Source organism: Polaromonas aquatica, from assembly GCF_042659145.1.
Taxonomy (GTDB): domain Bacteria; phylum Pseudomonadota; class Gammaproteobacteria; order Burkholderiales; family Burkholderiaceae_C; genus Polaromonas; species Polaromonas aquatica.
Window position 1 is genome coordinate 37673 of the sequence record NZ_JBHSRS010000015.1, and the last position, 24635, is coordinate 62307.

29 protein-coding genes and 1 pseudogene are annotated in these 24635 nt (G+C 64.9%); 17 read left to right on the forward strand and 13 right to left on the reverse strand.

The window, feature by feature from the left end:
* Nucleotides 1-67 precede the first annotated feature (67 nt).
* The 3 genes from ACFQND_RS06540 to ACFQND_RS06550 all read left to right on the forward strand — a co-directional run bounded on the left by ACFQND_RS06540 (nucleotide 68) and on the right by ACFQND_RS06550 (nucleotide 2594).
* Nucleotides 68-2110 (forward strand): ParB/RepB/Spo0J family partition protein, encoded by a 2043-nt coding sequence (locus tag ACFQND_RS06540; RefSeq protein ID WP_123787478.1) that lies wholly within the window; start codon nucleotides 68-70, stop codon nucleotides 2108-2110.
* 62 nt (nucleotides 2111-2172) lie between these two features.
* Nucleotides 2173-2382, forward strand: a complete 210-nt coding sequence (locus tag ACFQND_RS06545) for a hypothetical protein (protein WP_123787479.1) — start codon at nucleotides 2173-2175, stop codon at nucleotides 2380-2382.
* Between the two features lie 2 nt (nucleotides 2383-2384).
* Nucleotides 2385-2594: a hypothetical protein gene (locus ACFQND_RS06550; RefSeq protein WP_252979110.1), complete on the forward strand. Its 210-nt coding sequence runs from the start codon at nucleotides 2385-2387 to the stop codon at nucleotides 2592-2594.
* Here the strand turns inward: ACFQND_RS06550 and ACFQND_RS06555 are convergent.
* The 8 genes and pseudogenes from ACFQND_RS06555 to ACFQND_RS06590 form a co-directional block, all read right to left on the reverse strand.
* Nucleotides 2513-3031: pseudogene (locus ACFQND_RS06555) on the reverse strand (GNAT family N-acetyltransferase). The gene ACFQND_RS06550 and the pseudogene ACFQND_RS06555 overlap by 82 nt on opposite strands.
* A gap of 17 nt (nucleotides 3032-3048) precedes the next feature.
* A complete protein-coding gene (gene chrA, locus ACFQND_RS06560) occupies nucleotides 3049-4278 on the reverse strand; it encodes a chromate efflux transporter (protein ID WP_123787480.1) in 1230 nt (409 codons plus the stop codon).
* Complete coding sequence (locus tag ACFQND_RS06565) at nucleotides 4275-4604, reverse strand: PadR family transcriptional regulator (RefSeq protein WP_015014846.1); 330 nt, start codon at nucleotides 4602-4604, stop codon at nucleotides 4275-4277. Before ACFQND_RS06565 ends, chrA begins: the two co-directional genes overlap by 4 nt.
* 72 nt (nucleotides 4605-4676) lie before the next feature.
* Entirely contained in the window at nucleotides 4677-5099 is a 423-nt protein-coding gene (gene arsC, locus ACFQND_RS06570; protein WP_123787481.1) for an arsenate reductase (glutaredoxin), read from the reverse strand.
* Nucleotides 5100-5116: 17 nt separating this feature from the next.
* Complete coding sequence (arsB, locus tag ACFQND_RS06575) at nucleotides 5117-6202, reverse strand: ACR3 family arsenite efflux transporter (RefSeq protein ID WP_123787482.1); 1086 nt, start codon at nucleotides 6200-6202, stop codon at nucleotides 5117-5119.
* A gap of 10 nt (nucleotides 6203-6212) precedes the next feature.
* Nucleotides 6213-6710 carry an arsenate reductase ArsC gene (locus ACFQND_RS06580; RefSeq protein WP_123787483.1) on the reverse strand — a complete coding sequence of 166 codons (498 nt, stop codon included), beginning with the start codon at nucleotides 6708-6710 and terminating at the stop codon, nucleotides 6213-6215.
* Nucleotides 6711-6722: 12 nt separating this feature from the next.
* On the reverse strand, nucleotides 6723-7193 hold the full coding sequence (locus ACFQND_RS06585; RefSeq protein ID WP_003107243.1) for an ArsI/CadI family heavy metal resistance metalloenzyme: 471 nt from the start codon (nucleotides 7191-7193) through the stop codon (nucleotides 6723-6725).
* 12 nt (nucleotides 7194-7205) lie between these two features.
* Nucleotides 7206-7535: an ArsR/SmtB family transcription factor gene (locus ACFQND_RS06590; RefSeq protein ID WP_123787484.1), complete on the reverse strand. Its 330-nt coding sequence runs from the start codon at nucleotides 7533-7535 to the stop codon at nucleotides 7206-7208.
* A gap of 786 nt (nucleotides 7536-8321) precedes the next feature.
* Here ACFQND_RS06590 and ACFQND_RS06595 point away from each other — a divergent pair.
* The gene (locus tag ACFQND_RS06595) at nucleotides 8322-8636 is read left to right on the forward strand and encodes a DUF736 domain-containing protein (RefSeq protein ID WP_123787485.1); all 315 of its coding nucleotides are present in this window, start codon (nucleotides 8322-8324) and stop codon (nucleotides 8634-8636) included.
* Between the two features lie 106 nt (nucleotides 8637-8742).
* Here the strand turns inward: ACFQND_RS06595 and ACFQND_RS06600 are convergent, their stop codons facing one another.
* The 3 genes from ACFQND_RS06600 to ACFQND_RS06610 are packed head-to-tail and all read right to left on the reverse strand — an operon-like array spanning nucleotide 8743 to nucleotide 10475.
* Nucleotides 8743-9579: a macro domain-containing protein gene (locus ACFQND_RS06600; protein ID WP_252978782.1), complete on the reverse strand. Its 837-nt coding sequence runs from the start codon at nucleotides 9577-9579 to the stop codon at nucleotides 8743-8745.
* Between the two features lie 33 nt (nucleotides 9580-9612).
* Complete coding sequence (locus tag ACFQND_RS06605) at nucleotides 9613-10176, reverse strand: TIR domain-containing protein (RefSeq protein ID WP_016448843.1); 564 nt, start codon at nucleotides 10174-10176, stop codon at nucleotides 9613-9615.
* An 8-nt stretch (nucleotides 10177-10184) separates the two neighbouring features.
* Nucleotides 10185-10475: a helix-turn-helix domain-containing protein gene (locus tag ACFQND_RS06610; RefSeq protein WP_123787487.1), complete on the reverse strand. Its 291-nt coding sequence runs from the start codon at nucleotides 10473-10475 to the stop codon at nucleotides 10185-10187.
* A 238-nt stretch (nucleotides 10476-10713) separates the two neighbouring features.
* Here ACFQND_RS06610 and ACFQND_RS06615 point away from each other — a divergent pair, with 238 nt between their 5' ends.
* From ACFQND_RS06615 to ACFQND_RS06670, 12 genes are all read left to right on the forward strand, one after another.
* Nucleotides 10714-11064, forward strand: coding sequence for a DUF2958 domain-containing protein (locus ACFQND_RS06615; RefSeq protein ID WP_031323550.1), 351 nt, complete (start codon nucleotides 10714-10716; stop codon nucleotides 11062-11064).
* A gap of 309 nt (nucleotides 11065-11373) precedes the next feature.
* Nucleotides 11374-12135 carry a DUF2285 domain-containing protein gene (locus tag ACFQND_RS06620; protein ID WP_123787488.1) on the forward strand — a complete coding sequence of 254 codons (762 nt, stop codon included), beginning with the start codon at nucleotides 11374-11376 and terminating at the stop codon, nucleotides 12133-12135.
* Nucleotides 12136-12218: 83 nt separating this feature from the next.
* Nucleotides 12219-12500 (forward strand): helix-turn-helix transcriptional regulator, encoded by a 282-nt coding sequence (locus tag ACFQND_RS06625; RefSeq protein WP_003107109.1) that lies wholly within the window; start codon nucleotides 12219-12221, stop codon nucleotides 12498-12500.
* A gap of 26 nt (nucleotides 12501-12526) precedes the next feature.
* Nucleotides 12527-13384: a replication initiator protein A gene (locus ACFQND_RS06630; protein ID WP_123787489.1), complete on the forward strand. Its 858-nt coding sequence runs from the start codon at nucleotides 12527-12529 to the stop codon at nucleotides 13382-13384.
* Nucleotides 13385-13637: 253 nt separating this feature from the next.
* Nucleotides 13638-14276, forward strand: coding sequence for a ParA family partition ATPase (gene parA, locus ACFQND_RS06635; protein WP_123787491.1), 639 nt, complete (start codon nucleotides 13638-13640; stop codon nucleotides 14274-14276).
* On the forward strand, nucleotides 14273-14557 hold the full coding sequence (locus tag ACFQND_RS06640; protein ID WP_123787492.1) for a chromosome partitioning protein ParB: 285 nt from the start codon (nucleotides 14273-14275) through the stop codon (nucleotides 14555-14557). Before parA ends, ACFQND_RS06640 begins: the two co-directional genes overlap by 4 nt.
* Entirely contained in the window at nucleotides 14554-15096 is a 543-nt protein-coding gene (locus ACFQND_RS06645) for a DUF2840 domain-containing protein (protein ID WP_123787493.1), read from the forward strand. Before ACFQND_RS06640 ends, ACFQND_RS06645 begins: the two co-directional genes overlap by 4 nt.
* Entirely contained in the window at nucleotides 15093-15680 is a 588-nt protein-coding gene (locus ACFQND_RS06650) for a S26 family signal peptidase (protein ID WP_123787494.1), read from the forward strand. The genes ACFQND_RS06645 and ACFQND_RS06650 overlap by 4 nt, the downstream gene beginning before the upstream one ends.
* A 460-nt stretch (nucleotides 15681-16140) precedes the next feature.
* Complete coding sequence (locus tag ACFQND_RS06655) at nucleotides 16141-18126, forward strand: relaxase/mobilization nuclease domain-containing protein (protein WP_123787496.1); 1986 nt, start codon at nucleotides 16141-16143, stop codon at nucleotides 18124-18126.
* A gap of 215 nt (nucleotides 18127-18341) precedes the next feature.
* Nucleotides 18342-19685 carry a ferredoxin reductase family protein gene (locus tag ACFQND_RS06660; RefSeq protein WP_123787497.1) on the forward strand — a complete coding sequence of 448 codons (1344 nt, stop codon included), beginning with the start codon at nucleotides 18342-18344 and terminating at the stop codon, nucleotides 19683-19685.
* Between the two features lie 14 nt (nucleotides 19686-19699).
* Nucleotides 19700-20365 (forward strand): response regulator transcription factor, encoded by a 666-nt coding sequence (locus tag ACFQND_RS06665; protein ID WP_012204578.1) that lies wholly within the window; start codon nucleotides 19700-19702, stop codon nucleotides 20363-20365.
* Nucleotides 20366-20368: 3 nt separating this feature from the next.
* Nucleotides 20369-21781: a sensor histidine kinase gene (locus tag ACFQND_RS06670; protein ID WP_046984621.1), complete on the forward strand. Its 1413-nt coding sequence runs from the start codon at nucleotides 20369-20371 to the stop codon at nucleotides 21779-21781.
* A 13-nt stretch (nucleotides 21782-21794) separates the two neighbouring features.
* Here the strand turns inward: ACFQND_RS06670 and ACFQND_RS06675 are convergent, their stop codons facing one another.
* Nucleotides 21795-22502: a VIT1/CCC1 transporter family protein gene (locus tag ACFQND_RS06675; RefSeq protein WP_123787498.1), complete on the reverse strand. Its 708-nt coding sequence runs from the start codon at nucleotides 22500-22502 to the stop codon at nucleotides 21795-21797.
* 41 nt (nucleotides 22503-22543) lie between these two features.
* Nucleotides 22544-23095: a cytochrome b gene (locus ACFQND_RS06680; protein WP_123787499.1), complete on the reverse strand. Its 552-nt coding sequence runs from the start codon at nucleotides 23093-23095 to the stop codon at nucleotides 22544-22546.
* A 310-nt stretch (nucleotides 23096-23405) separates the two neighbouring features.
* On the opposite strand from ACFQND_RS06680, the gene ACFQND_RS06685 reads away from it, so the two are divergent.
* The gene (locus ACFQND_RS06685) at nucleotides 23406-24629 is read left to right on the forward strand and encodes an efflux RND transporter periplasmic adaptor subunit (protein ID WP_123787500.1); all 1224 of its coding nucleotides are present in this window, start codon (nucleotides 23406-23408) and stop codon (nucleotides 24627-24629) included.
* Nucleotides 24630-24635 lie beyond the last annotated feature (6 nt).

Sequence of the window (24635 nt, forward strand, 5' to 3'; positions counted from 1 at the left end):
GCAGCGGCACGCCGCAGCCCTTGCCGCTTCTCTCGCTGCTGCATCCCAACCGCAAGGAGTTATCACCATGAACGCCGTACTCAAAACCGAAACTGTCGCCATCGAAGCTGGCGCACCGCTGGAAGTGGCCGACCCGTCCAAGAACCTGATCTTGGTTCCCCTCTCGCTGTTGCTGCCGCGCCGCTCCAAGCGCAACGTGCGGACGACCCCGCGCCAGTCCATCCCCGAACTGGCCGCAAGCATCGCCCGCATCGGCCTGCTGCAAAACCTGATCGTCATCCTCTCCGCCGATGGCGAGCAATACGAAGTCGTCGCAGGCGACCGCCGCCTGACCGCCTTGAAGCTGCTGGCGAAGAAGAAGCGCATCCCCGCCGACTACGAAGTGCCGTGCCTGCTGGTGCCCGATGCCTCGGCTCGCACCGTCAGCCTTGCGGAGAACGTGCAACGCGAGAACATGCACCCCGCCGACCAGTTCGCGGCCTTCGCCGCGCTGGTCAAGGAAGGCCGACCCATCGAGGACATTGCCGCCGATTTCGGCGTGTCCCCGCTGGTGGTGCAGCGCCGCTTGAAGCTGGCGAACGTCTCGCCGCGCCTGATGGCCGACTATCGCGCCGGTGGCGTGACGCTGGAACAGTTGATGGCCTTGACCATCACCGACGACCACGCCGCGCAGGAAGCCGCGTTCTATGGTGCGCCGGAATGGCAGCGCAGCCCGTCCAAGCTGCGCGAGCGCCTGACCGAGCGCGAAATCGACGCCACGCACCCGCTGGTGCGCTTCGCCGGGCTGGACGCCTACAAGGCAGCGAACGGCGGCATCCGCCGCGACCTGTTCGCAGAAGGCGATGCCGGAACCTACCTCACCGATACCGGAGTGCTGGAAATGCTGGTGCGCGACAAGCTGGAAACGCTGGCCGAGGACGTGCGCGCCGAGGGCTGGGCATGGGTGGAGGCCGTGCCGCATCTGGCCTACGAGGACCGGCAGGCGTTCCAGAACGCCCCGCGCCATCGCCGCGAGCCGACGACCCGCGAGGCCCGCCGCATCGCCTCGCTGGAAACCCGCCTCGAGAAGATCGACGCCGAACTGGAAGATGCTTGCGACGCCGAGGACGAGGCCAAGGCCGAGAAGCTGGAACAGCGGCGCGATCAGGTGGTCGGGGAATTGCAAGACGCGGAGGACGCCTTGCAAGGCTATGCGCCCGAGGTGCGCGACGTGGCCGGGGCCATCGTCACCATCGACCGCAACGGCGAGGCCGTCATTCATCGCGGCCTGCTGCGCGAGGCCGAAGCGAAGGCGCTGCGCGCGCTCGACAAGCTGCGGCGCGGTTTCGGCAGCACCGAAGGCGAAGCCGCCAACGACGAGCGCGAGGACGACGACAACGACGCACCCAAGGCCGCGAGCCTGTCCGATCGGCTGGCGCAGCGGTTGAGCGCCCACCGCACCGCCGCGCTGCAAATTGAAGTCGCCCGGCATCCGCAAGCCGCGCTGGCCGCGCTGGTACATGGCATGGTGCAGACCGTCTTGCAGCCCGACGCCTACGGCGATGGCCTGCCGTTGGGCGTGCGCCTCACGGTGCAAGACCGGCTGGAAGGCATGGCCCCGGACTGGCCGGAATCGCCCGCCGCCGTGGCGCTGCGCGAACTGCAACAGGTGGCCGGTGAAGCCTTGCCGGAGGACAGCGCCGAATTGTTCGCCGCGCTGCTGGCGAAGTCGCAAAACGAACTGGTCAAGCTGCTGGCCGTATGCGTCGCTTCCACGGTGGACGTGGTGACGCCCCGCGCCATGACGCACCAGCCCGGCGAGGAACTGGCGCAGGCCGTGGGCCTGGATATGGCCGCATGGTGGAAGCCGACCGCAGAAGGCTACTTCAAGCATGTTTCCAAGGCCGCGATTCTGGATGCCGTGGGCGAGTACGCACCCGAGCAGGTCAACCGGCTGGCGAAGCTCAAGAAGGCCGACATTGCCAGCGAAGCGGAACGGCTGGCCGATGGCACGGGCTGGATGCCCGCCATCTTCAAGGCCGCAGGCGCGCAGGACGCCGTGCAGGAGGCCGACCCAGAGCAGGATGCCGACGCTGTGGCGGATGAACCTGCCGAGGCGCTGGCCGCTTGACCCGCGCCAATGGCAAGCGCCCCGACTCCGGCCGGGGCGCTTCGCTGGAAGGGGCACCGCCCATGACCCACACTACGACCAGCCGCCCACGCATGGCGGCGACCTATGCCCCCGGCACGGTACGCACCCGCCGCTGGCATGGTGAAGGCGACGTGCGCGGCTATCGTCCGCCTGCGGGCTGGACGGCCCGCACCGACCTCACCGACATTCATCCCATCACGGGCCGCGCCTTGCCGCGTGCCGTGTGGTGGCTCATCGAGACGAAGGAATAACCGTGTTCAGCACCGCGCCCAGGCCGTTCCGTCCTGGGCGCGGTGAAACACAAAATCCGGGCGTGGCAGTGGCCGCGCCCGGTGTCGAAGGCCAACAGCCGAATCAGAACGCCGCCGCCTTCGCGGTGGCTCAGGCGGCGGCGTTGAAGGCATCGCTGTATTTCGCGATGCCTTCGGGCACCGGCCCATCGAAGGCCAGCGCCATGAAGTAGCCGGGCGGCACGCCCGGCAGTTACAGGCCCGCATGGGCCTGGAAACCAAAGCGCGCGTAATACGCGGGATCTCCCAGCAGAACGCAGCCTGCGGCCCGCATGGCCCGCAGTTCGGTCAGTGCCCGTTCCATCAAGCGCGAACCAATGCCTTGCCCCTGCCTTGGCGGCATGACTGAAATCGGCCCCAAACCATACCAGCCCTCGGCCTTCCGGCCTTGGGCGTCGGAGACCGTGACGGGGGACAGTGCGACGTAGCCGATGATCTGTCCACGTTCCTCGGCCACGATGGAAAGCGTCAGTTCCTGGGCTACACGCAAGGCACGCACGATGAACTGCTCGGTATGGCTGGTGTGCGGCGCATCGGCGAAGGCGGCGGTCGTGATCGCTTCGATAGCGGCAATGTCGTCGGCGGTTTCGTGTCGGAGCTGGATGGTCAGGGTGTGCCACATGAGATTCAGACGCCCATCGCCATGACCCAGCCCACCAGCCCGGCTAACAGCACCACGAGCGCCGGCGGCACGCGCCCCACCGTCAGCAGTCCGAACGAGAGCAGCGCCAGCCCAAAATCCGCCTTGCTGTGGATGGCACTCGTCCATACCGGGTCATAGAGGGCGGACACCAGAATACCGACCACGCCGGCGTTGATGCCGGCCATGGCCGTCTGGATGCCCGCGCGGTGGCGCAGCCCTTCCCAGAACGGCAGTGCACCGACCAGCATGAAAAAAGCGGGGAGGAAGATCGTGCCCAGGAGTGCCAGCCCGCCGATCCAGCCATGCAGCGGTCCGTGGGCGACCGCGCCGAGGTAGGCCGAGAAAGTGAACAGCGGCCCCGGCACGGCCTGCGCCGCACCGTAGCCGGCCAGGAAGTCGGCATTGCTCACGACGCCGCTGGGCACCACCGAGGCCTGCAGCAGCGGCAGCACAACGTGTCCACCGCCGAAGACCAGTGCACCGGAGCGGTACACCCCTTCCAGCAGGGCTATCGTGGACGAGTCCGTGGCTGCCGCCCACAGGGGCAGCCCGACGAGCGGTGCGGCAAACAGCAGCAGCGCCACGATGCCCAGCTTGCGCGAGACGGGGTAGCTGTGGGCGTGGCCGCCGCCGGGTTGCGCGATCTTCAATGTCCACCAGCCCAGCAGCCCTGCCACCGCGATGGCGGCAAGCTGTCCCGCAGCCGAGGGCAGGACCATGGTCAGCAGCGCCGCCAGAATGGCCAGCGCGGCGCGCGGCCGGTTCGGGCACAACGACTTGGCCATCCCCCAGACCGCTTGCGCCACGATGGCCACGGCGACGACCTTGAGCCCGTGCACCCAGCCGGACTGGGCCAGCCCCTGGTACTCGGCGATGCCAAAGGCGAACAGGATCAGCGCAATCGCCGATGGCAAGGTGAATCCGGCCCAGGCCGCCAGCAGCCCCAGCCAGCCCGCGCGGCCCAACCCCAGCGCCATACCGACCTGGCTGCTGGCCGGCCCCGGCAGGAACTGGCACAGGGCGACCAGATCGGAGTAGCTGCGGTCATCCAGCCAGCGGCGACGCTCGACGAACTCCGAGCGGAAATAGCCCAGATGCGCGATCGGCCCGCCGAAGGAGGTCAGCCCCAGCTTGAGGAAGGCGCCGAAGACTTCGACGGGTGAGCCGCGCGCGGCAGCGGCCTCATGCTGCAAGGTGTTGGTGGAATCTGTCATTTGTGCATCGCCTCCCCGGTGAACTCCCGGATGCGGTCCTTGGCCAGCGCCAAGCCTTCCTTGCCCTTGGGCGTGATCGTGTAGAGCTTGCGCACGGTGCGCCCCTCACGCTCCTGGCGGGAGACGAGGTAGCCGTCGCGCTCCATCTTGTGCAGCATCGGGTACAGCGTTCCGGGGGAGAGGCGGTAGCCGTGGTGGGCCAGCTCGTCGATCATCCATTGCCCGTAGATCTCCTGCTCGGCTGCGTGGTGCAGCACATGCAGGCGGATCAGCCCCGACAGCAGGTCGTGGTGCTCCATGGCGCGTGGAGTAGGTTTCTCTTTCATATCGAATATCGATAACGAAATTCGATAATACCAGCCTCACTTCAGATTGCCTGCCGCTTGTGCGGGAGGTCTTCAGACCCTGCGACCCTCCGCATCCACCACGGCTTCGCCGTCTTCCTTGCGGAACGCGCCGCGCTGCGGCTGCGGCAGGATGTCCAGCACGGCCTCCGAAGGCCGGCACAGGCGCGTGCCCAGCGGCGTGACCACAATGGGCCGGTTGATGAGGATGGGATGCTGGAGCATGAAGTCGATCAACTGGTCATCGCCCCACTGCGGGTCGCCCAGGCCCAGTTCGGCATAGGGCGTGCCTTTCTCGCGCAGCACGGCGCGCGCCGATACGCCCATTGCGGCGATCAGCACCATCAGCGTCGCCCGATCAGGCGGGGTCTTCAGGTACTCGATGACCGTGGGCTCCTCGCCGCTGTTGCGGATCAGGGCCAGCACGTTGCGCGAGGTGCCGCAGTCGGGATTGTGGTAGATCGTGACGGTGCTCATGGGAGTGACCTGGTTGGTTATCGGGTGGCGGAGTCCGGGCCGCATTCGTACCAGCCGCGCGAGCGGTTGACCACGCGCACGACCAGCAGCATCACGGGTACCTCGATCAGCACGCCGACCACCGTGGCCAACGCCGCGCCGGACTGGAAGCCGAACAGGCTGATGGCGGCGGCCACGGCCAGCTCGAAGAAGTTGGAGGCACCAATCAGCGCCGAGGGACAGGCAATGTTGTGCTGCTCGCCCAGCCGGCGGTTGAGCCAGTAGGCCAACCCGGAGTTGAAGAACACCTGGATCAGGATCGGCACCGCCAACATGGCGATCACCAGCGGCTGGCGGATGATGGCCTCGCCCTGGAAGGCGAACAGCAGCACCAGCGTGAGCAGCAGCGCCGCGATCGACAGAGGGCCGATGCGCTCCAGCGCCCGGTCGAAGGCGGCTTGGCCCTTGCTCAGCAACGCGCGGCGCCAGAGCTGGGCCAGGATGACCGGAATCACGATGTACAGACCGACCGATACCAGTAATGTGTCCCACGGCACCGTAATGGACGATAAGCCCAGTAGCAGGCCCACGATTGGGGCGAAGGCGAAGACCATGATGGTGTCGTTCAGCGCCACCTGCGACAGCGTGAACACAGGATCGCCCCCGGTCAGCCGGCTCCAGACGAACACCATTGCCGTGCAGGGTGCGGCGGCTAGCAGGATCAGGCCCGCGACATAGCTGTCGAGCTGGTCGGAGGGCAGCCACTGCGCGAAGACCTGGCGGATGAAGATCCAGGCGAGTAGCGCCATCGAGAAGGGTTTGACGGCCCAGTTGACGAACAGCGTCACGCCGATGCCGCGCCAATGCTGCTTGACTTGGCCCAGCGCGCCGAAGTCCACCTTGAGCAGCATGGGAATGATCATCACCCAGATCAGCAGGCCCACCGGCAGGTTGACCTGCGCGATCTCCATGCGGCCGATGGCATGGAACACGCCGGGCGCGAACTGGCCGAGCGCGATACCGGCGACGATGCACAGCAGTACCCACACGCTCAGGTAGCGCTCGAAGACGCTCATGGTTGGGGCGGCCGGCACGCGGCTGGCCGTTTGGGTTCCAACACTCATCGCGCAGACCTCACTTCGTGCCGATGCTGCGCAGCTCGTGCTGCAGCGACATGGCATCCAGGCGCTGAATCGGCAGCGACAGGAACAGCTCGATGCGTCGGCGCAAGGTCAGCGCCGCATCCGTGAATGCCTTGCGCTTCTGTTCGTCGGTGCCCTCGACGGCTGTGGGATCAGGCACACCCCAATGCGCCGACATCGGGCGTCCCGGCCACACGGGGCAGACCTCGCCGGCGGCGTTGTCGCAGACCGTGAAGATGAAATCCAGCTCCGGCGCACCGGGCGCCGCGAACTCGTCCCAGTTCTTGCTGCGGTAGCCGGCGGTCGGCATGTGCAGCCGCTCCAGCGTGGCGAGCGCCAGTGGGTGGACTTCTCCCTTGGGGTGGCTGCCCGCCGAGTAGGCGCGAAAGCGCCCCTGGCCCAATTCATTGAGGATGCCTTCGGCCAGGATGGAGCGAGCCGAGTTACCCGTGCAGATGAACAGGGCGTTGTAGGTCTTGTCGGTGGTCATGGGTATCTCACATCAGCAGCAGGAGGAAGCCGGCTTCACCGCAACGCCCACCGGCTTGCCGCGCACCGGGGTACAGCACGCTGCGGCGGAAGTCGCTGCAGGCGCCGCTTCGTTAAAGACCGGAATATTGCCCAGCGTGTGGAAGTGCTCCCAGGCCACGCCCTGCGGATCGGTGATCCAGTGCTTCTCGCTGCGCGCGTAGCAGCAGGTCGTGGTGCCCTCGTCCAGCAGCGTCATGTCGGCCGCCTCGGCGCGGGCCTTCAGCACCGCCAACTCCTCGGCATCGTCGGTCTGGATACCCAGGTGGTCGATGCCCGGCTTGTTGCCACGTGTGGAGATGGCGAAGTTGACCGGCGGGTCTTCGAGCATCCATTTGGCGTAGTCGCCTTCGACGCGCGCGGGCTGCGCGGCGAACAGTTGGGAATAGAAGCCGATGCTGCGGTTCAGGTCATCGACGTGCAGGTGGACGTGGAAGCGCTTCATGGGGAGATCCTTTCAGCAGGAGGTACAGGCGGAGGAGGAATCACTGACCTCACACGTGCTGCCTTGGCAGCAGTGCTCGGTCAGGTAGCCGAGCAACCCATTCATCTGGCTGAAGTCGGCGCGGTAGATCAGGTTGCGGCCTTGCTGTTCGATGGTGACGAGGCCGGCATGGGCCAGTTCTTTCAGGTGGAAGGACAGCGCGTTGCGGGCCACGTCGAGCTGATCGGCCAGAACGCTGGGCGTGAGCCCTTCGGGGCCGGCGACGACCAGGGATCGGAACACGCGCAGGCGCTGGGCATGGGCTAGGGCACCGAGGGCGGAAACAGCTTGGGTCTCATTCATTATTCAATGATACATCAATTATTGAATCAATGGCAATGCCGCTTATGCTGGATCAAGCCTGCGTGCTTGGGTGGCTTGACCTTCAAGACAGTTGCTCACGCCTTCGCGCCTGCGGCGCTGCGCGCTTCGCTTGCCTCCAGGGGAAAGCCCTGCGGGCTATCCCCGCCGCGCGCAGCTTGGCGCCCCTCAAACACCGCCGAACCGGCTGCGCCGGATCTGCCTAGCCAGCGCCCCGCCGCGATGGACGGGCCGCTGGCGAACACGCTGGCGCTTGCTGCGGCAGGTTGTGCGGATGCGTGCCGTCCTCAACGCTGGCGGTTCCTGCCCATCACGTCACGAAGGACGGTTCACGGACAACCCGCCCGGCATCGCTATGGAGCTTCCACGCCACGCCTCAAGACCTGCGCCGCAAGGTGTGGCAGGGCGTTCTCGCCTGTCGTTGGGTGGTTGACCTGGCCCGCGTCAGGGGGCGGGCCGGAGAAGCCTTCGGGCGGGGATGCCGAGCCGGCCCTATCTCCGTTCGGAGCGGTTCGGCCCAAGGCGTCCTTGTCTCGTTGTGAATCCTGGCGGGGGCGCGGCTGCGCCTCGGGCTTCATGACTGCAACCGTCCGGCGAAAACAATTTCCCCTGCGCTGCGCGCATTCCTCGCGGGACAAATTCTTTTCGCCTCCCGGTTCTCCACTACGTTGCGACCGCAAGCGGTGCAGCCAGCCCGTCCCCCGCCGGCCGGATCACAACAAGGACGCGATGGGCGCGAACCTTGTTCAACCGAAAGGAGAGAACATCATGGCCAACATCGGCACCTTCACCGCAGACAAAGACGGCTTCACCGGCACGCTGCGCACCCTGACGCTCAACGTCAAGGTCAAGCTGGTTCCCAACGACAAGGGCAGCAGCGAGAACGCCCCCGAGTTCTGCCTCCAGGCCGCAGGCCACGACATCGGCGCGGCATGGAACAAGACCAGCGAGGCCGGGCGGGAATACAAGTCCGTGACCCTCGACGATCCTTCGTTCCCGGCTCCGGTCTATGCCCGCCTGATCGAAGGCGAGGACGGCACGCACGACCTGATCTGGTCGCGCAGCAAGCCCCAGGCGGCGTGACCGTCGCAGCGCCCCGCCCATCGCGGCGGGGCGCTGTGCTGTTGGTACAGCACCTATCCAGTCAGCACCTATGAGAAGCAGGCTCGTTCCGAACCGCTATTGGAAATTACACGCCGTTCCTAGCGGATTTAATGTCAAGAAGATTGATCTGGTCAATCTTATCTTTGTGGATCACGATGGTCAGCTTCGCGGGATACTTGAATCGCATTTCGCTGATCCTGAACGTCCACAGCATTATCTTCAGGAGATCCTCGTCGGAAATGTTCTTGTGTCCTTTGATCCGCGTGATTCCCGAACCGAAGATTGTGGTCGATACGCTTTGCTGGGCGTAGACGTTGTTTACCTTGTCCCAGAAATTGATGAGAAACTCAAGGTACTCCGGCATCGTTAGCAGCGCCTTGTTGTTCTCGTCGAACTTGGAGAACGCGGTCAGGAGGTAGTCCTTGTACAGGCAGATCGTGCCTATCTGATATCTTTTCTTCTTCCCCTGTTTCCTGGCCTCGTTCTCATCCAGCACTTCGCTGATATCAAAAGCGTATTCCTCGATGTGGCGGTCCAGTTCGGAGAGTGGGACGCCGAGATGCTTCTGGATGAAAACGCCGTTGAGGGAAGTCTCGCCAATTATCTTGTTATCAACCTGCGTGTCGAAATACTCATTGAAGGCGATTGCCTTCAATCCAGGCTGCTGGAAAATGTCTCCAGTCTTGATCGCGACATCGCTGCCCTCGACATTGATGTCGATACTATTCAGGTTGTTCGACCAGAGCCATATCACCAAGTAGATGAGCGCCAGTATTACTAAGAAGCCCAAGCCAGCCTTCAGCTTCCACTCGGTAGGGACGTCAACAAAAATAACTACGAATGACAGCGTACCGCTGATGACAGCGGTGATCTCAAGGAATTTCTTGATGACCCGCCTGTCAAAAAAGTTGACCTTCGCCATGACGTGGATCATTCGCTCCGATATGTCGATTGATTATGGGTTGTACCTGTAGATGCCTGGGGCCTTCATGCTCCCAACCATGAACTCGCCGTCCTGCAAGGATTTTTTTATGAGTTCCTTGTTCATTGGGACATGAAGCGTAGGGATTTTGCTCATCGAATCCCGGAATACGGGAAGATTTCCCCACAGGTTCTTGACCGCCTGCTTCAATGATCCACCGACCAGCAGGCTTTCCTTGGTGGCATATTCAGGGTAGACGACGATGACGGGTAGCCCCTGGTCGTTGATCCCGTAGTCGATTTCTTCTCGAAGGGCACGGGAATTCGTCGTGATCGAACTCAAGATGAGGATGATGTTCTTCGAGTTCCGAAGGCGCTCCCTGAGTCTCGGCTTCAGGGTATATTCCCAATCGCTGCCGTCGCGGACGCTGTAAGTTTTGTCGTGCGAATCGACAAAGGGGAACGTCGCATCAGCGCCTTTCCACATCCGCAGGGTGTTGTAGTATTGAAAATCTTTTGTCGCATTGGCACCCAGCGAGCTGGGATGGAATGGCTCCGCAACGTAGAAGGCGGTGTAGTTTCCATTTCGATATGCCATGGCGCTTCTCAATCTCCGTCTGAATTCAATACCGCCTCAAGTTCGTGGCGAACCTGCGCCAGCAACTCGTCGGCCTTGCGCGTGCTGTCGCCTGCGTAAGCCAGCGTCAGCAGCGTGAGCGGGTGGATCTCCATCACCTCGCACAGCTCGGCCAGTTTGTTCAAGGTAGGGCTTTTAAGGTCGCGCTCCAGGGTACTCATATAGGTGCGGCTCGACACGTCCGAAAACGCTTCTTGGCTCAAGCCACGCGCTTTCCTGACTGTCTTCAAAGCCTTCGCCAATGAGTACCGAGCCGCCACCTATGGTTCCCCTGAAAAACCAAGATGACAACCCATTGCGCTCTATAGGGCTACAATCTATAGTGTTCATTGTTGTTCTCCGCTTTCGTGCCTTTACGGAAATCCGTATCGACGGGTTCCAGCAAAGCCACAGAACCGCATCCGTGCTTGCGCACGAAGGCGTACATCCGTTTTCGCGGTTCTGCGCTTCGACGTGGAACAGCATTCGTGCATCATTGGATTTGTGGGATTGCCGACCATGCCCCAGTCACTCACCACCGCCCCGGAGCGCGCGCAACTGCTCGCCAACGGCGCGGCCCGTGCCGCTGGCCGGGCCATCGACCCGGTGCCCGTGGTGCGCCTGTTCACGCCGGACGCGCACGTGACCTGGCTGCTGGCCGCGCTCGACCCCGTCGATGGCGATACCGCCTGGGGCCTCATCGACCTGGGGATCGGGATGCCGGCGCAAGGCACCGTCAAGCTGTCCGAGCTGGCCGGCATCGTCGGGCCACGCAAGCAGCCCGTGATGCGCGATCTCTATTTCCAGCCCACGCGCACACTGTCGGAATACACCTGCTTGGCCGAGCAAGACGGGGCTATCCCGGACTGAGCACAGCCCACTGTGACTTTTTCAGTCTGGTGTCATACCGGGCAGGTCTCAATCAGCATTCTTGCGGCGCAGCCGCACCAGTCTGATCCAAATAGACATGATGCCCGACGCGGGCTACGGCAGGCTGGTCTGTACGGCGCCCCACCTCGGGGCGTTGCCGCCGCAGCATTGAGACAACTACCGCAACGCATCGGAGCCAATCGGTCTTGACAGTCCCAACTATCTTTTTTCCCCATGACGTTCTGATGATGGCGATGTAGCGCGTAGCCCTGCCGTGGCGGCCTGTCCTGTTCGCAGGGAGGTTGCGCCATGGTCGATCCCCATCACGTCGCGCATTGGTATCCGACTGCCGCTTACCTGTACGTCCTTTGGCTGGATACGCTCGCGCTCGCCTGGGAGTACCTGCGCAGGCATCCCGACTACCGGCTTGACTGGCTGCGCCGTCATCGCCGGCCTGAAGCAGCGCATCGCTGGGGCTTGCGCCTGCTGGAAGACCCGGCCTTGGATGCGCGTGACGCGCATCCCGCTTGGCTGCCTGGTCATGCGGCCGTGGTGCAGCTCTATCCCGATGCCGACCCGCCGCAGGATGCCGCCACCTTCGCGTTCTGGTGCATCCCCGGCCACAAGCAACTTCTCCACGACGGCAAGGGGCTGGCGCTGATCGCGCGCAGCCCAGGCCATTGCCTGCGCTTCGCGTTGGCGTCCGCCCTGGAAGACGGCATGGCCGTGGCCTATGCCCATCGCGGCGGCGCTGCCGCGAATGCGCGTCGCCATACGCCCGGCCCAGCCTTGGCCGACGCCAAGCCCAGGCCAACACCTGCCGCGCTGCTGGAGCTGCACACCTTGCAGGCGCTCGACGCGACCCTGGCGGGCGCATCCTTGCGCGATGTCGGCGAAGGGCTGTTCGGTGCCGAGGCCGTGGCCGATTGGTACAGCGATGGCGGCCTGCGCTCCAAGGTGCGCCGCCTGGTGCGGCGCGGCGATGCGCTGATGCGCGGCGGCTATCGCCGGTTAGCACAGCTTCCGCCGCTTGAGAAGGGTCGTTTTGATGCGGACGCAAAACGGCCCTGATCGGAAACCTCTCGCTTCTTGAGACTGCCTCCATCCGGTCGCGCTGTGTGGCCGGGCGTTTTCAAACGATGGAGGTTCACACCATGCGTCCCGCTCCTTTGCGGCCTGCCGCCACTGTCTCGACCGCTGCCGCGCAACCTCAACGCTATCTCACCAACGACGAAGCCGCCGAGTACCTACGCCTATCGCCGCGCACGCTGGAAAAGCAGCGCGTGATTGGCGGTGGCCCGCGCTTTCGCAAGTTCGGCCGCCGTGTCATGTACGCCGTGGCCGACCTCGATGCCTGGGCGGCCGACCGCAGCTTCGAGACGACCTCCGATCCCGAATACGCCGAGCACCACTCGGCCGACAGCCGTGCGCGCTGATCGGCGGCGCGCGGCAGGCCATCGCCATGTCCAGCACCGCGCTGCCGTCCCGGCAGCGGCCGTTGCAGGAGCGCGAACAGCTCGACCTGTTCCGCGCCTTGCCCGGCGACATGGCGCCGCGCGACAGCCAAGACCTGATGGCCTATCCGTTCTTCTCGCTCGGCAAGTCCAAGCGGGTCAAGCCCATCGACTTCCGCGCGGGCAACGTCACGATCCGCGTGGAAGGCACGGCCGAGCACGGCATCGCCACGATTTGGGATGCGGACGTGTTGATATGGGCGGCCTCGCAGATCGTGGAGGCAAAGGACGCGGGACTGCGGCCTTCGCGGCTGATGCGCGCCACGCCCTACGAGATCCTGCGCTTCATCGGGCGCGGCAAGTCGCTGCGCGACTACCAGCGCCTCAAGGCTGCGCTGGATCGCCTCCAATCGACCACGGTGGCCACGTCCATCCGCGAGACGACCGGGCGGCGCCTGCATCGTTTTTCATGGATCAACGAGTGGAAGGAACTGGCCGACGCCAGCGGCACGCCGCTGGGCATCGAGCTGATCCTGCCGGACTGGTTCTATGCCGGCGTGCTCGACGCCGCCTTGGTGCTGACCATCGACACGGCGTATTTCCGGCTCACGGGCGGCATCGAGCGGTGGCTGTATCGGCTGGTGCGCAAGCATGGCGGCAGGCAGGAGCACGGCTGGCAGTTCGACTTCCGCTACCTGCACCAGAAATCGGGCAGTACCGCCAAGCCCTACGACTTCGCCTGCGACCTGCGCGCGCTGGTCGCACGGCAGTCGCTGCCCGGCTACGTCCTGGGCATCGAGCGGATGCCGGACAACGGCATGGAACTGCTGACATTCCGGCCCGTGCCGCAGACGGCACGGGGATAACTCCGGGAGAGCCTGTGGATGGAGTCGTGCTATCAGGCGTGCGGGGTATCGTGCTATCAGGCGTGGGACGATCGTGCTATCAGGCGTGCCGATCGGCCGCAAACCCTCGCCAGCACTGGGTTTCCTGGCCCTCTAACTTCCCTAACTTCATTTCTCTAACTTTTAGTAGAGAAACGCCGCTGCGGTGGACAACCACCACGCGGCCACAAACGCAGCAGCAAAAGCCCGGTTTTCCAGCACGGAGGGCCAGGCCATGATCGTCGCTCTGCTCAACCAGAAAGGCGGCGTGGGCAAAACCACGCTCGCCACGCACATCGCCGGCGAGCTGGCGATGCGCGACCAGCACGTCGTCCTGCTGGACGCCGACCCGCAGGGTTCATCGCTGGACTGGACACAGCGCAGAAGCCAGCAGGGTTTGCCAAGGTTGTTCAGCGCCGTGGGCCTGGCACGCGAAACGCTGCATCAGGAAGCACCAGAACTCGCCAGGCGGGCCGATCACGTCGTCATCGACGGCCCGCCACGCATCGCGGCACTGGCGCGCTCCGCGCTGCTGGCGGCCGAGCGCGTGCTGATCCCCGTGCAACCCAGCCCCTACGACCTGTGGGCCAGCGCCGAGATGGTGGCGCTGATCCGCGAGGCGCAGGTGTTTCGGCCTGCGCTGCGCGCGGCCTTCGTCATCAATCGGCGCGTCAGCACCACGGTGATCGGGCGCGAAGCGCGCCAGGCGCTCGCCGACCAGCCGCTTCCTGCGCTGCGCGCGGAAGTGCATCAGCGCATCGTGTTCGCCGACAGCGTGGCCGCTGGCCGGCTTGCACGCGAGACGGCGCCGGACAGCGCAGCCGCCCGCGAAATCACTGCGCTGGTGGACGAACTGCTGCGGTGGCCGTCATGACAGAGAAGCCACCACCGAACAGCAAGCGCACGGCCAAGCGCGTCGGCATCGGCGCGCGCCCGCCCGCAAATCCGCACGCCGAGGCGTGGATTCGCCAGGGCGACGCCGATGCGCTGGGCAAGGGCGACCTCTACACCGCCCGCCTGACCCTCGACATCACGTCCGCGATGCGGGCGCGCATCAAGGTGTCGGCCTTCACGCAAGGCGTGACCGTGGCCGACCTGCTGCGCGGCCTGCTGGAACGGGAGTTTCCAGAGAACCGCAGGGAGAACACACCATGACTACATCCGCTTCGCCTGCCTCCGCGCCTTCCGTCGCGGCCACGGCTGCGCTCGCAGCACCTGCCGGCCAACCCGCCAGCGCGCCGCTGACGCGCGTGGCGCTGGCTTACATCGAACCGCATTTCAAGCTCTATCTGCGCTTCGGTGAACCCGCGCGCACCCTCCAGCTCGACCGCTGGCGGCGCTGCGCGGTGTTCCTGCCGGGCGCGATGTTCTGCCGCATCCGCTGGCAGGCCAACGACTACGGCACCGTGCGCTGGCAGCTCATGGTCATGCAGGCTTGCACGCCGTTCGATGCGGCGCAGCGCATCCCCGGCGTGCTGCCGGGCGCGCGCCTGCTGCTGCACGCCGAGGGCGAGAACGCAGTGCGCGCCGTGCTGGAGCGCATCGACGCCATCGAGGCGCTGGGTATCGCGCCCGGCGGCGCCTCGCTCGCGTACTGGCGCACGCTCGCCAACCGGCTCGCCGCACGCTTGCCACTGCCCGAATACACAGCCGAGCGGCACGCCGCCTGGCTGACCGGGAGGGCGCTGTCATGACCGCCGCTTGTGCTGCCGACACCGCGCCGCAGCCTCGCTCGCGCCTGCGCGCTCGCATCGTGCTGGCGGGCCTGTCCGCCTGCGGCCTCGCTGCGCTGGCCTGGGCATCCTTCGTGCATCCGCTGCCGCGCCTGATCTACAACCCGTCCGACAGTGTGGCGGTCGGCTGGTATCGCGTCGATCCGCTGGGCCACGGTGCCGGCTCGCTGCCACGTCCGTTGTCCGTGGACAGCATCGTCCTGACCACGCTGCCGCCAGACGCCGCCGCGCTGGCTGCGCAGCGCGGCTACCTGCCGGCGCGCGTGCCGCTGCTCAAGCGCGTGGGCGCTATCGCACCGCAGGAGGTGTGCATCTCTGGCCGCATCGTCCGCATTGACGGCGTGCCTTCGGCCGCCGTGCTGCCCGCTGATCGCTGGGGTCGTCCGCTGCCATCCTGGCAGCAATGCCGTCGCCTTGAAGCTGGCGAACTGTTCCTGCTCAGTGTGACCAACCCGGCGTCGTTCGACAGCCGGTATTTCGGGCCGGTCAGCGCATCCGCCGTGATCGGCGTCGCGCATCCGGTCTGGCTGGAGTCCCACCCATGATGGCCGCCGATTCGCTGCACGTCGCCGTGCATCTCATCGTGCCATCGGGCGTGTCGTTCTGCTGTTCGTCGCCGTGTCGTCGCGCGTGCAGTGCGGGTGCCAATCCTACGCATTGGGCACCGCAGTTCGCGCTGCCTTCGGCGCAGCCGTCCAACGTGCAGGCGTCTTGCCTCGAACGCGCCCGGCCTGCGGCCGTGTCCGCGTTCGCCGGCGCGCTGGCTGCTCACGCAGCAGCGCCGCCGGGCCGCCGCTGCCCGGAGCGCCAGCGAGGGGCAAAGGCGGAAGGCAAGACAAAAGGACGCGGCACCGGGCCGCGTCGAAAGCCAGTCTGCACGTGGGGTTGGCGCAGCACGGAGCGGCTTCGCCGCCGTGCCGTTTGTGGCGCGAGGCCCGCGCCAATGCAGGCATGTCCGCGTGCTTCGCACGACCGGACACGCCAGAGCTTGCAGAGGGCACAGCCATGACCGACCGCCGCGACGACGATTTCCGCATCCGCCCCAGCGCCCCGAAGAATCGCGGCCAGGGCTTTGTCTCCAAGGTGCTCAAGCAGGCAGGCAAGGCCAGCGGCGGCAAGTCCTCGGTGCGCCGTCCTGGGACGGCTGGCGGCACCGGGAGGGGCACCGGCCAGCGGCCCGGTTCGCGCCTGGGGCGCGGCCACACGGCGGCGCGCTTCGCGGGGGCGAAGCTCACGCCCATGTCGCGGCGCGTGACCATCAAGACGCTGCTGGTCAACCAGCGCCAGGCCAGCCCGCAGTCGCTCGCCAAGCACCTGCGCTACATCGAGCGCGATGGCGTGGGCCGCGATGGCGAGCCGGGCCAAGCCTACGGGCCGCAGACCGATGCCGCCGACCTCGACGCCTTCAAGGAACGCTGCGCCGACGACCGACACCATTTCCGCTTCATCCTCTCGCCCGAGGATGGCGCCGAGCTGGAAGACCTGCGCACCTACACGCGGCACCTCATGGGCCGCATGGAAGCCGACCTGGGCACGGGCCTCGATTGGGTGGCCGTCAACCACTGGAACACCGACAACCCGCACACGCACATAGTCGTGCGCGGGCGCGACGACACCGGCAAAGACCTCATCATTGCGGGCGACTACATCGCCGATGGCTTCCGCCATCGCGCCGCCGAGCTGGCGACCGAATGGCTGGGGCCGCGCACCGAGCTGGAGATCCAGCAGACCTTGCAGCGCGAGGTGGAGCAGGAGCGGTGGACGAGCCTGGATCGCACCCTGCAACGCGAGGCCGGCGACGACGGCCGAGTGCAGATCGAACGCTTCAACGAACCGAGACTGCAACGCCAGCGCCTGTTGCTGGTTGGCCGGCTGCAACGCTTGCAGCGCCTGGGCCTGGCCGACGAAATGCAGCCCGGCACCTGGGCCGTCCACGCCGACGCGGAAAAGACCCTGCGCACCCTGGGCGAGCGTGGCGACATCATCCGCACCATGCAGCGGGCCATGCGCGGCGAGCCGCGCGAGCTGGCAGTGTTCGAGCCGGGCGACGATGGCCGAACCATTCTCGGCCGCGTAGCCGCGAAGGGGCTGGCCGACGAGCTGCGCGACCGGGGCTATCTGGTCATCGACGGCGTGGACGGCAAGGCCCACTACGTCGCGCTCAATGCCCGCGACGAGCTGGCGAACTATCCGACCGGCGCCGTGGTGGCGGTGAAGGGATCGGCCGACGTGCGTGCGGCCGACAAGAACATCACCGCACTGGCGAGCGGTGGCCTGTACCGCACCGACCATCATCTGGCCGTCGCGCAGGGGCAGACAGTGCCGGGCCGTGATCCGCAGGAAGTCGTCGCGGTCCACGTCCGCCGGCTGGAAGCCCTGCGCCGCGCCGGCATCGTGGAGCGCGTGGCCGAGGGACTTTGGAAGGTGCCGGACGACCTGGCCGAACAGGGCCGCCGCTACGACGCGCAGCGTCTGGGCGGCGTGGCGGTGGAACTGAAATCGCACCTGCCCATCGAGCGGCAGGCCCGCGTGATTGGGGCCACTTGGCTCGACCAGCAATTGATCGGCGGCGGCTCGGGCCTGGGCGACCTCGGCTTTGGCAGCGAGGCCAAACAGGCGATGCAGCAGCGCGCCGACTTCCTGGCCGAACAGGGATTGGCCGAGCGGCGCGGCCAGCGCGTGATCCTGGCGCGCAACCTGCTGGGTACACTGCGCAACCGGGAACTGGCGCAGGTCGCCAAAGACATTGCGGCCGAAACTGGCTTGGAGCATCGACCCGTGTCCGATGGGCAGCGCGTGGCCGGCATCTACCGGCGCTCCGTCATGCTTGCCAGCGGGCGCTACGCGATGCTCGATGACGGCATGGGGTTCAGCCTGGTGCCGTGGAAACCGGTGATCGAGCAGCGAATGGGGCAGCAGCTTGCCGGGACGGTGCGCGGCGGCGCGGTGTCATGGGAGATTGGGCGGCATCGGGGGCCAACCATTTCTTGAGTCAAGGTAATGCCACAAGCCGGTGGGAAAAATTAGATCCTATTTATTGATGGTTGATCAATCCAAAGCATTACCAAAGGTTGGGATTCCAGAATTAAAATTTTCTGTAATTTCGGATACATGGCCACATTCAAAGGCACGCTATCGCGTATCTGGATTGATGGTTTCAGACCAATACCGCATGCGCCTTCCGCAGAATTTAGGGCAAATCCACGATGAAGAGAATAATTTGGACGTTCTGGTTTTTTGCGCTGGCATTGAGCGCTCTATGGCTTTTTACCGATACGCTCTGGCCTGCACAGTCCAACTACTTCGCCCTGCGAACGGTATGGATTCAATACAGCGGCGTACTGGCCATCGGCACGATGTCCGTGGCGATGGTGCTGGCCACGCGCCCTGCGTGGCTGGAGCCCAGCTTGAACGGACTGGACAAGATGTACCGCCTGCACAAGTGGCTCGGCATCGCCGCTCTGGCCGCTGCAACAATACACTGGCTGTGGGCGCAGGGTACTAAGTGGGCCGTAGGCTGGGGCTGGCTGACGCGCCCGGCGCGCAAGCCCCGCGCAGCGGCTGATTCAATGGGCTCCATTGAATCGGCGCTGCGTGGCTGGCGCGGACTGGCCGAGGACTTGGGCGAATGGGCCTTCTACGCCGTCGCGGTGCTACTGGTACTGGCTTTGGTCAAGCGCTTTCCATACCGGCTGTTCGCCAAGACGCACCACTGGATGGCAGCGATCTACTTGGTGCTGGCCTTCCACACCTTGGTGCTGGTTCAGTTCTCCTACTGGGCGCAGCCCGTGGGCTGGGCTTTGGCTATGCTGCTGGCGAGCGGCACGGTATCGGCGGTGTGGGTGCTGCTGGGCCGGGTCGGTGCGCAGCGCACCACGCACGGTGTCATCGAATCGCTGCAGACCTACCCTGCGCTGAACGTGCTGGAAACCACCCTGCGAATGGACCCGGCCTGGCCCGGCCACCGGCCCGGACAGTTTGCCTTCGCCATGTCCAACCCGAAAGAAGGCCCGCATCCCTACACGCTGGCCTCAGCCTGGGTGCCGGAAGACCGGCGCATCACCTTCATCACCAAGGCGCTGGGCGACCACACCCGCCGGCTGCCGGAACGCCTGCAAGTTGGCGACCGGGTGACGGTCGAGGGGCCTTACGGCTGCTTCACTTTCGACGACGGGCGTGCCCGCCAGATCTGGATCGGTGCTGGCATCGGCATCACGCCGTTCATCGCGCGCATGAAGTTCCTGGCGCAGCACGAGGGCCAAGACGCACGTCCCATCGATTTGTTTCATCCGACGAGCGACGTTGATCCGCAGGCCATCGAGAAACTGAGCGCCGACAGCGAGGCGGCCGGCGTTGCGCTACACCTGTTCATCGACAAGAAGGACGGTCGCCTGACAGGTGAGCGCCTGCGTGCCATGGTTCCCGGTTGGAAAGACGCCAGCGTCTGGTTCTGCGGCCCCACGGCCTTCGGCAGCGCGTTGCGCGCCGACCTGCTGGCCCAGGGGTTGGAGCCGGAAGCCTTCCACCAAGAGCTTTTCGAGATGCGCTGAATGGAAGAAAGCATATGCGCGTATTGATCGTGGAAGACTCGCAAACGCTGGCCGAAGCCCTGAGCCAGAGCCTTCAGTCGGAAGGCTATGCCTGCGATACAGCAGCCGATGGCGTGTCCGCGCTGAAGTTTCTTGCCAGCTACCGGTACGACGCCATCATTCTGGACTTGATGCTGCCCCGGCTGGACGGCTTTGGCGTGTTGCGCGCATTGAGCCGGGAGGCCCATGCCGCTCCGGTATTGGTGCTCTCCGCGCGCGAACTGCTTGACGACCGGGTGCGGGCCTTGGATGCGGGTGCCGATGACTACCTGACAAAACCCTTCGAGCTGGCCGAACTGCTGGCTCGCCTGCGGGCGCTGGTGCGGCGTCCGCCGCAACGGGACGTTCCAGTTCTGCGCCACGGCGATCTGGAGGTCGATCCGCGCTCGCGCACCGCGAGGTTCAAGGGCATTGATCTTGGGCTCACGCCGAAGGAATATGGACTGCTCGACTTGCTGCTGCGTCGGCGCGGCGCCACGCTGTCGCGCCCGCAGATTTTTGAACATTTGTACGACAGCCGCAGCGATGCATCGGACAAGGTGGTGGAGGTGATCGTCAGCACCTTGCGAACCAAGCTCGCCCAGTGCGGCCTGGATGAACTGATCGTGACACGACGTGGCTTCGGCTACATACTGCCCTGAACGATGGTACGTCCCGATTCCGAAGCCCTCTCTGATGCGAGTCAAGGCAGATCCTGGTCCTTGCAGCGGCGGCTGGCTGCCAGCCTGGTGATCTGCATTGGAGGAACCTTCGCCATCCTGTTTCCCGTCCTCGACTACTGGATCGACCACGAAATCTACCGACGGATGGATACCACCCTGATGCAACGATCAGCGGCGGTGGGGCGCGTGCTGCAGGAGTTGGATGCGAGAAAGCTCGAAAGCCTCATGCCGGAATACGAGCCTGGCGGGCATACCGAGTTCTTCACGGTCTTCGATTCGCAGACCCACCGGACCTTGCTGCGTTCGCCCAGCAGTGCTGGGGCCGAGCTGGCGCTTGGACCGGTGGAGCAAGGCACCCCACGCTACTACGACGTGATACTCCCGGACGGCCACGCGGGCCGCGCGCTGGCGACGCGCGTGCCGGTAAGAGGTGAGGAATCTCGATTGCTGGTTGTGGCAACAGAACGTCGGGATTGGGATCAAACCGAACGGCGCATCCACTTCACGCTCCTGGGCGGTATCGTGCTGGCGACGCTCCTGGCCACAGGCCTGGCGCTGCTCATGGTTCGGCGCATCGTGGTCATGCTGGAGCGCGTTGGCGTGCAACTGGCCGACCTGCGTTCGGATCGGCCGATTGCGCGGATCGGAGCGGACTTTCCACGCGAACTGCGGCCGTTTGCCGAAGCCTTCAATCAGGGCTTGCATCACCTGTATGCGGCCATTGCCCGCGAGCGCCGCTTCTCCCGCGACGTGGCCCACGAGTTGCGCACGCCCTTGGCAGAAATCCGCATCAGCGCAGAAAGCGCTTTGATCGATGCCGACCCGACCCGAATCCAGCGCGCCCTGAATGCAACGATCCAGGCCAGTTCACGCATGCAGCGCAGTGTGGACACTCTGCTGTTGTTGGCGCGGCTTGAATCCGGCCAACACACACTTGCGCTTGATCCTCTGGATCTAACAGCTTTGCTGCAAGAGTTGCTGGCGGGATTCAACGTCCAGCAAATGGCACCCAAGTCACCTATCCGTGTGACTTTGCCTGAATCGGCATGGGTGCAAAGCGATCAGGGCGTGATCGAACGCATCGTCTCCAACCTCTTGCGCAATGCCATCGAATACGCGCCCGAAGGCGACGACATTCAATGTAGGCTGGAGCGCGCGGCTTCCGGCTGGATGTTGACCATCGTCAACACAGCTCCCAATTTGCAGGCATCCGATCTGGATCAATTCGGACTTCGCTTCTGGCGCAAGGATTCCGAAGGTGGCACGGCGCACCACGCCGGGCTGGGACTTGCACTGGCCCTGGCGCTCGCGCATGCCATAGACCTGCCGCTGGCGTTCTCACTGGACAACGGTCGGCTGTCCGCGCGGCTTGGCCCTTGGCCACCGCTGCTCTGAGATTGACGCAGATCTACACCGCAGTGCCGAACATGGCTCCCACGCCCGCTGTCACCGCCATGGCAAATGTGCCCCAGAACGCGACGCGCAGCGCACTTTTGAAGAGCGGCGTACCACCCACGGCAGCGGCCGCAGCGCCGAGAAGGGCCAGGAAGACAATCGCCGTCGCGACGATCCAATAGAGCAGGCTCTGCTCCGGCGCCAACAGAACCACGGCCAGCGGCATGGCCGCACCCATCGCGAAGCTCCCAGCGGACGCCATGGCGGCTTGCAGCGGGCGAGCGCTCAAGGTTTCAGAAATGCCCAATTCATCGCGCGCGTGCGCGCCCAGCGCATCATGCGCCATCAATTGCGTGGCGACCTGATCCGCGAGTCGATGATCCAGGCCACGCCGGACATAGATGGCCGTTAGTTCCCGATGCTCTGCTTCCGGACTGTTTTCCAGTTCATCACGTTCCCGCGCCAAATCCGCCTTCTCCGTATCAGCTTGTGAATAGACCGACACGAACTCGCCTGCAGCCATGGACATGGCACCGGCTACCAACCCCGCGATGGCCGTGGTCATGATGCTGGCATGGCTTGCATGGGCAGCAGCCACGCCTGCAACCAGGCTGGCCGTGGAAATGATGCCGTCATTGGCACCCAGAACAGCGGCGCGCAGCCATCCGATATGTTCAGTGCGGTGACTTTCAGGGTGGGCGCGGTGGTGAAATTTGGTCATTGGAGATTCGAATCCATATAAAGCAGCCTGAGGCCAGTAGGTCAGGGGCGACGACCGGGAAGCATGCGAACCAGTGTGTTGTCACGCATGACGTAGTGGTGCAACAGCGCCGCCATCGCATGCGATCCGATCAAGACATAGCCCAATGTCGCCAGCGCCTCATGGACATCCTTGAGTTGGCGCGACAAAGCAACGTCGGTGCCGATCAGAGAGGGAATGGGCAAGCCAAACAGAACAACCGGCTTGCCCGCCGCACTCAAGGTGAGCCATCCGAGCAGCGGCATGGCGAGCATGAAGCTGTAGAGCGCATAGTGCATGACATCGGCGAGCGTGGCCTGCCAGCGTGGCATGGGTGGTTGGATCGCGGGCTTCACGCCCGCCTGGATGCGCACCCCGATACGGATCACGACGATAACCAGAACGCTGAGGCCCAGCAGGTAGTGCAAGGACTTCATGGCGTCTCTCAAGGCTCCCTTGGGTGCCAGTCCGCGCAGCTCCATGCTCGCATAGACCGCGATGATGAGAAGCACGGTCAGCCAATGCAGTCCTATGACCAAAGGACTGAAGCGGTATTCGGAATTCCTGACATTCATGGTGTATGGCTCCGATGTTTGAGGTAGCAAAGGCGCACCGCTGGCATATCAGAGCAAGTTACTGAAAAATCAGTTTATCGATTGCTTGCTGCTCAAAGCAGGCGTTTCGCCGAAATACATCGTACTGAGCAAATTTCGCTTTCTCCAAAGCTTTCTCAAAGCTTCACCGAAGAACATGAGCCGATCTTTTACAAGAGATCGACCGCATGTTTCGCCTCATTAACCTCGCGCACCGCTTCATATGCGACGGATTTTCAATCCGCGCTGTGTGCTCGCTACTCTGCTCTACGTCGTTTGGAGCAGCACAAGCATGAGCTTCCCGACCTTGAAAGCGGCGGGTGCCTCCAGCCGAACCAAGACTCTGGCCCTGTCCGCTATCAGCGTGGCGGTTCTGGTTGCCGCAGGGTACGGCTGGTGGGCCTGGACAACGCCGCGGACAACCGTAGCCGATAAAGACGCGAGCGAGGCTGTCGCCCAACCGAGCGCTGGCGGCGTTCAGCTCAACGCTGCTCAGCTTCGCGCGCAGGGTGTGGAAACCGCGCTCGTCAAAGACACCGCAGTGATACCGCTGGATGGCTTGCCCGCGCAGACCGTAGCGCCGCTCTCGGCCAGCGCGCACGTCGTAGCGCCCTATGGCGGTGTGGTGACGCGTGTTTTGGTCGATGAAGGCGCTGCGGTGCGTCAAGGACAAGCTCTGGCGCACATCCAGAGCAAGGACGTTCTGGCGGCGCAGGCCGATCTGGCGCGTGCCCGCACCGAAGCGGCGGTGGCCGCGGCGCAGGCCCGGCGCGATGCCTCGCTCTTGGCCGAGGGCATCATCCCAGCCACGCGCAACGAGCAAACCCAAGCGCGCGCGGCGGTTGCGCAAAGTACGTTGCAAGAGACCAATGGCGCCCTCGCACGGCTTCGACCCGTTAGCGGTGGGCAGGCGGGCGAGTATGAATTGCTGGCGCCTTTGTCCGGGCGGGTGATGCGTCGTCACCTGAGCCTCGGGCAGGCGGTCGCGCCGCTCGACATCGCCTTCCTGGTGGCTGAGCCTGGCCCGCTGGATGTCAGCGTCACGGTTCCGCTGCGGTGGCGCTCGGATCTCCGCCCGGGCTTGGAAGTGCGTCTTCCCGATGGCACGATCGCTCGGGTGACGGCCGTTGGTGGCGACACTGACCTCAGTAGTCAGAGCCTGCGGGTACGTGCCCGCGTCGATGCAGATCAGGCAGGGGCAGACCGCTATGCGGCCGGGCAGCAGATCAGTGTCGCGCTGTTGCTGCCAGCACCGCATGGCACCTTGAGCGTGCCATCGTCCGCACTGCTGCCAGCGGGCAGCGCCCACGTGCTCTACGTTGCTGAGCCGTCATCGCAAGACAAGCAAGGCGACCTACGCGTCCGCGCTGTTCCGGTGCAACTGCTGGGGCAAGACGAATCAGAGGCGTCAAGCGCCGTGCGTGCCGTCTCGCCAGACACTGCGCCGCTTGCGGCAAGCATGCAGGTCGTCGTGCGCGGCACGGCACTGCTCAAATCCATGATTCCATTGCAATGAGGGGCG